Source organism: Bradyrhizobium sp. UFLA05-153 (genome assembly GCF_054185185.1).
The window spans coordinates 1-8,576 of the sequence record NZ_JBBIAM010000211.1; the positions used below are offsets into that span (position 1 = coordinate 1).

5 protein-coding genes and 1 pseudogene are annotated in these 8,576 nt (G+C 60.2%); 2 read left to right on the forward strand and 4 right to left on the reverse strand.

What is annotated here, in order from left to right; translation table 11 throughout:
- Positions 1–271 precede the first annotated feature (271 nt).
- Both Q2941_RS49335 and Q2941_RS49340 read left to right on the forward strand, forming a co-directional pair.
- Positions 272–1,903, forward strand: coding sequence for a coiled-coil domain-containing protein (locus tag Q2941_RS49335; protein WP_458197207.1), 1,632 nt, complete (start codon positions 272–274; stop codon positions 1,901–1,903).
- A gap of 93 nt (positions 1,904–1,996) precedes the next feature.
- Positions 1,997–2,668, forward strand: coding sequence for a hypothetical protein (locus tag Q2941_RS49340; RefSeq protein ID WP_458197208.1), 672 nt, complete (start codon positions 1,997–1,999; stop codon positions 2,666–2,668).
- Positions 2,669–2,763: 95 nt separating this feature from the next.
- On the opposite strand, the pseudogene Q2941_RS49345 reads toward Q2941_RS49340, so the two are convergent.
- The 4 genes and pseudogenes from Q2941_RS49345 to Q2941_RS49360 all read right to left on the reverse strand — a co-directional run.
- Positions 2,764–2,883, reverse strand: a pseudogene (locus Q2941_RS49345) (cold-shock protein); the annotation flags it as partial.
- Between the two features lie 373 nt (positions 2,884–3,256).
- A complete protein-coding gene (locus tag Q2941_RS49350; protein ID WP_458197209.1) occupies positions 3,257–4,609 on the reverse strand; it encodes an HlyD family type I secretion periplasmic adaptor subunit in 1,353 nt (450 codons plus the stop codon).
- 10 nt (positions 4,610–4,619) lie between these two features.
- A complete protein-coding gene (locus Q2941_RS49355) occupies positions 4,620–6,332 on the reverse strand; it encodes a type I secretion system permease/ATPase (RefSeq protein ID WP_458197210.1) in 1,713 nt (570 codons plus the stop codon).
- A 316-nt stretch (positions 6,333–6,648) separates the two neighbouring features.
- The coding region (locus tag Q2941_RS49360) for a VCBS domain-containing protein (RefSeq protein ID WP_458197211.1) at positions 6,649–8,576 on the reverse strand (1,928 nt) is incomplete at its 5' end.

Consider the following 8,576-nt stretch of genomic DNA (forward strand, 5'->3'; position numbering starts at 1 on the left):
CCATTCGAGTTAATCCATTCGAGTTTTTTGCCCAAGGCATCCGCGCTTTCCGCAGCGCCACGCGCGCCTTCAAATCTTTGAAGAACCTTTCGCGGGCGTGAGCGCTGTTAATCGCGGCATCTGACAGCCAATCAGATATCAACGTCCGCGATGCGAGGCCCACCTCCTGATGACTAGTATCTTGAGGCCTTTGAGGCGGTGGAGTAGGCTTTGTGCATTCACGAAGTTTTTCTTGAGAATTGAATAACTGCTTCAAATAGGCGTCGTTTACATGCGCCACCCGATCGACACCGCCCCAAGGGATGGGAAATTTGTCATTCTCGAGGATGACATAAGCGGACGCTTCGAGTTTGGTCAGTGGTCGGCGAAGGGGCGTGGGTGGGTTAGGGAAAATGGCGAGCCAAGCGAGATCACGCCGACGCATTGGCAAACAATGCATCTCCCAGAGGAAGGTGATGAATTTATTCTGCAAGATGAATTTGTTCCGCCAAAGGAAACTGGATCGATCGCCCGCCCGGCGTCGCTAGAGCCCCGCCCCTTTTGTTTTCCCGCGGGCCTGGCTGCGCGCGCGAGGGCGACGGAATTAACTCGTCAGGTTGCGAACACGGACCCAGTCACTGGCGTCCGGGTCGAAGCGCAGGCCGCTCAGAGCAAACCGGAGCGCGGACCCGCCGCGCGGCGCTGGTTTGCCGTCTCCTCGATCGCCGCAGTGATGGTTGGGGCATCGCTCATCGGCTGGTATTTCCACGCCGAGTTGGTCGCCTATGTGACGCGATACAGCGGTGAGCAGGATAACGTCAGGCCTGGCACAGCAAGTGGGGAGGCCGTCAAGCAAGAAATACAGGTCGCAAGCCAAGACCTGCAGAAAGCCGATTCATCGGCGCGGGATCTGGCTCTTGATCAGCAAGCCGACCGAGCCATCTCACAGGCACAGCCGGATACTGCGCAGGATAAGCAAGCTGCGGTGGCAATGCAGCCGGAAGTGCAACAGTCTTCTGAAAACGAGCGGCGCCGCGCAGAGGCCCTAGCAAATGAACTGGCGAGGGCGGAGCAGAGCAGTGAGATGCAGGTAGCGCAGGTGAACAAGACGCGCGATCAGGCGCCGCAGCTCAGTCAGGCCGCGGAGAGCGTGATGGCGGAGCTGCGACAGTCGCTGCAGAAGGAACGCGACAGAGCCGAGACGCTGACTGCCGAGCTTTCGAGAACGCGGCGCGACCTCGAGACCCAGCTGGCGCTGTCAAGCAAGGCCGGTGACGAGGCGCTGCAGGCGAAGAAGGCCGCCGAGAGCGCGACGGCAGAGCTGCGACAGTCTCTGCAGAAAGAACACGACAGAGCCGAGACGCTGACTGGCGAGCTTGCGATGGCGCGGCGGGACCTCGAGACCCAGCTGGCGCTGTCAAGCAAGACCGGTGACGAGGCGGTGCAGGTGAAGACGGCCGCCGAGACCGAGACGGCAGAGCTGCGAGAACCTCTGAAGAAGGAGCGGGCTGAGGCGTCGGCACCGGGGCGCGAACCGACGCAGCCCACGATCGGGGCGCGAGTCGAACGTGCGTCGAACAGCCAGATCGCTGAGGTGACTCAAGCCGCGGAGACGATTGCGACCGAGCAGCCATTGGTCGGTGAAGCGCAAGGCAGTCCGGAAGCGGCCAGGTTGCTGGCGCGCGCCAGCGCCCTGCTCGGCCAAGGGGATATCGGCGCAGCGCGGATCGTACTCGAGCGCGCGGTTGAGACCGGTAGCGTACAGGCGAGCTTCATGCTTGCGGAGACATATGATCCTCTCGTTCTTTCGGCGTGGAAGACCCACGGAACACGCGGCGATGTGACGAAGGCGCGCGCGCTATATGCAAAAGCACTTGCCGGCGGCATCCGGCAGGCCAAGGATCGATCTGTCGCGTTGCATTAGGGGGCGGATGGTGCTCGTCATTCTGCGAGCGCCGGTTCGCTGAACTCACCAAGAAAATCTGGTCTGTGGACTTGGTCGCTCGGGGTCCTTGTGATGCGCCTGCAAGAGCTCAATTTTGAGGAATGGCTTGAGCATGCGTTTGGACACGAAGTTCGCTTTCAGCAGGCCGCTTGGTATTTCGATCCCGATCACGATTGGTGGGATCCACCGCCAGCTCAGGCCATTGCCTATTTCACTCGGCTATTCGAAGAGCCAGCGCCGGCATTGAAAGGATTCGCTGATCGCCAAATCGCTCAAGGCCTGACTTACCTTGTCAACACGATGGCATCCGGCGACAGCGGATGGTTTTGCTCGACCGAGGTGCCGGTTAGGGAGCGCATTCGCAGCGTCGAGGCGATCGGGCACCTTTTCGATCGACTGTTCAAGCCGCGCTGCACCCCACATCTATCGCACCTGAGCGAGGTCGATGCCGGGCCGCTCAACAGCCTCTGCTACATGTGGTGGGATGTTTTTCCCTCTTTGGCGCTGGCCGGCGATCCGGACCTGTCAATTCTCCATGACTGTGCGCTGAGCACCATGGAGCGTATCCTTCACCTCGACTCACTCGCCTGCCAGGAGAGTGCCTTGCACGGACTGGGGCATTGGCAGCCGCGGCACCAGGAGAAGGTTGCCGCCGTCATCGATGAATTCTGCACGCGCAATCCGAAAATCGATGCTAGGCTCTTGGCCTATGCCAAATCCGCCCGGTGCGGGTGCGTGCTTTGATGCCCCCGAATCCACAGGGAGGAGGATCAAAGCGTTGAGCCTTCCTCCCTGCCTGGCATCGTTCTTTGCTCCGCCAAGCATGCTGCTCCGGCGTAGCGAGTTAAAACCTGCCTTCTCGACCGCCGATATATGCACGAAGACGTCCGCCGTCCCCGTCCAGTTGAACGAATCCGTACCCCCGTCGGATTAAACCACTTCACCGTCCCCATCGCCACGTTGAATGCTCCTTGTTGAAAAGCAAAAAGTGATCGCAAAAAGCAGCACAGAAAGGCTCGACTGGGCCCTTCAACCGTTTAATCCCTAAGCTTGGTCCGTTCGGCTTCTCGCGGTCCCTGGACTCGTTAGCGGACACCGCGGCCTCGACGAACTCGAGGGTCAGCTTCAGCTTTGTCAAGTTCTTTGATATTCGAGAATGCCATAACCAACTTAAGTTCTCGAGCTTTTCGAGATCAGTTGTCGAGGCAACCCTGGAGCACTCTCAAGACGGGCCGGTGCCGCTTCGACACGTTCAAGCTCTTTCCGCTCATGATTGAAGGCAGCAGCCGGCTATCCTATTTCGGGTCCGGTGCGCACCACTTTCTCAGGCGATCATTTCTGCCGGAATGACTGATTGAATGACATCACGAGCGGCCCAACGATATACTCAAAGGCCGTCCGCTGCACAGTCGGGATCATCACTGTTGCCGGCATGCCCGGGTACAGCCGAATGTTCGGCATGCCGGCGAGCTCGTCCCGATCAATCCGCACGAAAGCGGTATAGTAGGGCGCGTTGGTCTTCGGGTCCGTCAAGCGATCGGCCGAGACCTGGATAACGTCGCCATGGATGATCGGAACAATGCGCTGCTTGTAGGCCGTGAGATGAACCTCCGCGCGCATGTCGGGATGCACGTCGCTGATGTCGTCTACAGCAACCTGCGCTTCGATGGTCAGCGAATCCTCGTCCGGAACGATGTCAAGGATCTTGTCTCCGCGCTGGATCACCCCGCCGACCGAGAATACGCTCAATCCGACGACCCGGCCCGTATAGGGCGCGCGGATCTCCATGCGGCCTAAAACGGCCTTGGCGCTCAGCGCCTTGGGAATGACTTCCAAGAGCTTGGCTTGGGTGTCGCGCAGGTCCTTGGTGACGTCGGTCATCCGGTCGTTGTCGAGCTGCGCGATCTGCTGTTCCTGCTCGGCGATCGCCTGCCGCGCCTTTGCGATATTCGCGTTTGCATCCGCAATCTGGCCTTCAAGACCGTAGGCGGTGCGCTCAAGTTGCAGGATGCGCGGCCGCGCGATCAGACCCCGAGTGACCAACGGCGCAATATCGCTGGCCTCCTTGTGCACCGAGTTAATCTGGTCGGTGAACGATTTGACCTGCGCCTCCGCGCCGACGATCTGCGAGACAAGCTGATTGATCTTTTCCCGGATCACACTTCGCTGTCCCTCCAGCGAAGCCCGCCGGCTCTGGAATTGACTGAGCTGTCCGTTCCAGACACTCTTCAAATAGGGATCAGTGCGCGCCTTCAGATCCTGAGGCATCCGGAGCTCGGAGCCATGCTCGAGCTCGGTCAGGAGCCGGATTTCCGTTGCCCGCAGCACGGCATATTGTTGCGTCAGCACCTCGTATTCGGCGCGGGCCTGGGTCTCGTCAAGTACGATCAGGAGATCGCCGGCAAGCACGCGCTCGCCTTCCCTGACATGCAATTCCTTGACGATGCCACCATCGAGGTGCTGGACGCTCTTGCGGTTGCCATCGATCTTGATCACGGCATTCGCGACCACGGCACCATTGAGCGGAGCTGTCAGCGCCCACGTCCCGAAGCCGCCGAAAAACACCGCGATGATGAGCCATCCTACGAGAGCAATGCCGCGGATCGAGTCATGCGGCCCGTTGTGTTGGCGGGTCACTCCCAACGTCGGCGTCCTTACGCGGTTTGCGGCATCCAACAGAGCCATGCCATGCATCCTAACTCGCCGCTGCCTGAACAGAAGGGACCGGCACCGGCCGCGTCATGCGCGCCAAGACTTCGTTGCGCGGACCGAACATCTCGGCGACACCCTCACGCAGCACCAGGATCTTGTCGCAGACGCCAATTGTGGCAGGCCGGTGCGAGATCAGCACGACCGTGCTGCCACGTTGCTTGAGCTGCAGGATGCAATGGGCGAGTGCCGCATCGCCATCTGAATCGAGATTCGAGCTCGGCTCATCAAGCACGACCAGGCTCGGATTGCCGTAGACGGCGCGTGCCAAGCCGATGCGCTGGCGATAGCCCCCGGAGAGGATTGCACCCCCCTCCCCGACCTGGGTATCGTAACCCTCGGGCAGTCGCACGATCATTTCATGCACCCCGGCCAGTTTTGCTGCAGCAATAATCGCACTGTCGTCGCCGTCGTTGAAGCGGCAGATGTTGGCTGCAACGCTATCGGCGAACAGCTCGATGTCCTGTGGAAGGTAACCTAAGTGCTGGCCCAATGACGACCTGATCCAGCTCGAAATATCGGCGCCATCGAGGCGCGCCACGCCTGCCGAAGGCGCCTGTACGCCGACGAGGTGACGCGCCAGCGTGGATTTTCCGGCGCCGGACGGTCCGATGATGCCCAGCACTTCTCCCGGATCAATCCGGAAGGCGATCCCGCGCAGAATAGGCTTTGAAGTCCCCGGCGCCGCGAAGGACAAAGCTTCGACGGAAAGCTGTCCCTCCGGGCGCGGCAGGCTCAACCCCGCTTCACGCGGTGGATGAGCGGCCAGCAGCTCGCGCAGCCGCAGGAAGGCACCGCGGGCTGAGACAAGGCCGCGCCACGACCCGACGATCTGCTCGATGGGCTGGAGCGCACGACCGAGCAGAATGCTCGCCGCGAACATCGCGCCGGCGGTGGTGAGACGTTCGATGACGAGATAGGCGCCAAGCCCCAGAATCAAGGATTGCATGGAGAGCCGCAAGAAGCGGATCATGCTCTGCATGGTGGCGGCACGGTCGCTGGCAGTGACCTGCCGCTCAATCAACCGAATGCGGTCGCGACTCCAGCGTCGCAGCAGACCGGCCGTCATGCCCATCGCACGCACCACTTCGGTGTTGCGCAGGCTCATCTCGGTGAAGTTGTAGCTCCGGCTGGCCGCCTCGTTGGCCTCGGAGAGCGGCACCTTGACCACCCACTCATTGAGAAGGGCCATCAGGACCAGAATGATGCAACAGGCCAGCGCAAATGCGCCGAGGAACGGGTGCAGCGCGAAAATGACCAGGATGTAGATCGGCGCCCAGGGCAGATCGAAGACGGCGTGAATTCCGGCGCCGGTGATGAATTGACGGAAGGTGTCGAAATCGCGCAGCAACTGGCTACGGGTGCTGCCACTTCTCAACGAGCGATCGATCACGGCGGTCATCACACGCGGTGCGATTTGACGGTCCAGGCGAACACTGGCCCGCGCGAGGACGCGCGCGCGGACCGCGTCGAGACCTGCAAGTGCGCCGTAACCCAGCAACAGCGCCATAGTGAGCATCAACAGCGTGATCTCGCTGGCACTCGAGATCACGCGATCATAGACCTGCATCATGTAGAGCGGGCCGGCCAAATAAAGCAGGTTGATGGCCAGGCTGAACACTGCGGCCGTGGCGAAATAGCCCCTGCAGGCTCCCAGTAATTGTCGGAATTCGTCCGGCTTCTTACGCGGAACAATCACCCAACTATCTGGCGGAAAAACCGCCCCCCTATCGCGCTGGCCGAAAATTAGATCGGACGCCAAAACTTACAATTAAATCAAATTTGCCCAGGCTTTCTAACATGGCCTCTGGCCCAAGGAAAAGCTGTCAGGGCCACAAAACGCCAAAGACAGTAAATCTACCGGCCTTTCATTTTTCCGAATGAACAGGATATCCGCTTTGAAGCGACACGCGCGTGAGCTGACCCTTACCGTGCGGCGGTCCGACGCTGCTCCTGCCTCCTTGTTAACGGTATCGTCCGCTGGCGTTTGCCCCAGGCAAACGCCAGTGTGTCGCTCAGGCGATGTGGTGCGGATCATAGCTGATAACCGTGCCGTTCGTTGCGTCCGCCTTTTCGTTAAAGCCCGTCGGATCATACTGGCCGAGCAGGACGATGTTTGCCGTGTGAGCACCATCCGACACCGTCAGGGTGCCGCCGGTCCCCTTTTCGTTTTCTGTGAAGCTCAACGTGGTGGCGCCAAAGCTGATGCCCTTGAGATCGATGTCGTCATTGCCATCGAGACCACTCACCGTACCGGAGAAGTGGAAGGCATCATCCAGAATCAGATGGCCCGCCGCAGTCGCGTCGAAGGTAACGCTTGCCGCCGAGGCTGCCCCGAACTCGATGGTGCCAGCCCCGCTGATCAGCGCATTGCCGCTGCCGGTCACCTCGCCCATGGCGGTGACGGAGCCGCCATTGGCCCAGATCAGGCCGCTGTTGGCGACTGCGCTGTCAAGCACCAGCCCGCCGCTACCGGTCGCCTCCAGCGTGCCGGCGTTGGCGATCACGTTGGCGCCGGTATCGATCACCAGGGCATGGGTGCCGGTGGCGTCGATGGTGCCCTCGTTGCTCAGCGTCAGGCTGCCCTGCCCGATCTGACCTGCGCCGGAGATGACGTTGTCGATATTGTCGAGCGTAACTTCCGGCGCCGTGCCGGCGATGATGTTATGGTCATCGTCCGAGAGGTTGACGTGGCCGCCGCCCTTCAGCGTGACGCCGGTCTGGATCAGCTGCAGCAGCGTGTCATCGCCGAAGCCCTGAAGGTCGATCTCGCCGGTGTTGTCGATGATGCCCGACAGCGGCAGCATCGCGCCATCGCCGATCGTCATCGGACCCGGATTTTCCGTCGTCGGGGTCACGTCGAATTCGAAGTTTGCCGCGGTCAGGTCCGCGGCATGGACGCCATCGAGCGTGATCGTCTGGCCGGCGGCCAGCGTGATCACCGCATTGCCGCTGGCGTCGTCGGTGGTATGGGTCTGAACGTCAGCAAAGCTCTGCCAGCCATAGCTGATCAGGTCGATCACGTCCGATGACACCTCGAAGCTGTGCACCACGTCGTTACCGATCGGCTGCGAGAACACGAGCGTGTCGTGTCCGCTCGAGCCGGTCAGGGTGTCGTTGCCGGACCAGGCGAAAATGGGCGAGCCGGGGGCGTAGGCCTCAACGTTGTCCAACAGATGTATGTCGTAAGTATTCCCGTAGGAATCGGTCCAGCTTTGAATGATCGAGAGTACTTGTGCTCCAACAAAATTGGTCGGAGTCAGAACTTTGATGCCAGCAGGGTCAGTAGTCAGGACGCTCCAATTGCCTTCTGCATCCTGATTGCCTCCGATGACTGTCCAGCCCAACGGAACTCCGGAGATTGCTATTGTCACGGGCTGCTCGGAGTTCACATCATGCAAACCAAGATCGATTGGGTTCCCCGCAATACCAGCCGGACTTACCGTGACGCCTATTGTGCTGGTTGCTGAAAGGGTTCCGTCTGATGTCTGGACTGTTAACGAACCAGAGCCCGTCTTTCCATTTTGGGGGTCCCAGTGCATCCCCGAAAGCGCATTGTTAATAGCTGAATCGGTGCCACTTAAAGTCACCGTCGATGTGCCGTTGCCCGTTACAGAAGCCAAACCAGTTGTACTGCCTAGAGTGATTGTAAACGATCCTCCAGAGAACGTTCCGGAAAGGGTAACTGTGTGGCTGGTGTTGTCTACATCAGAAATGCTGATCTGGTTATTGTGCGCCGCATTGAATACCAAGGAGCCATTTTTGCCGACTGACTGGCTACTTGGGACCGTATTTTCGGGAGCATCATCGGTCCCGGTGATAGTCACCACCACGTTCTGGCTGTTGGTGCCGCCGTGACCGTCATCGACGCTGACGGCGTAGGTCGCCGTCAGGGTCTGGCCGGCCGCCAGGAAGTCGAAGGTCTTGTCCTGGGCGCTGTAGG

Bases quoted from the DNA above. Each gene is read 5' to 3' on its own strand.
- Q2941_RS49335 (WP_458197207.1), top strand. From the start codon at position 272: ATGCGCCACCCGATCGACACCGCCCCAAGGGATGGGAAATTTGTCATT.
- Q2941_RS49340 (WP_458197208.1), top strand. From the start codon at position 1,997: ATGCGCCTGCAAGAGCTCAATTTTGAGGAATGGCTTGAGCATGCGTTT.
- Q2941_RS49350 (WP_458197209.1), bottom strand. From the start codon at position 4,609: ATGGCTCTGTTGGATGCCGCAAACCGCGTAAGGACGCCGACGTTGGGA.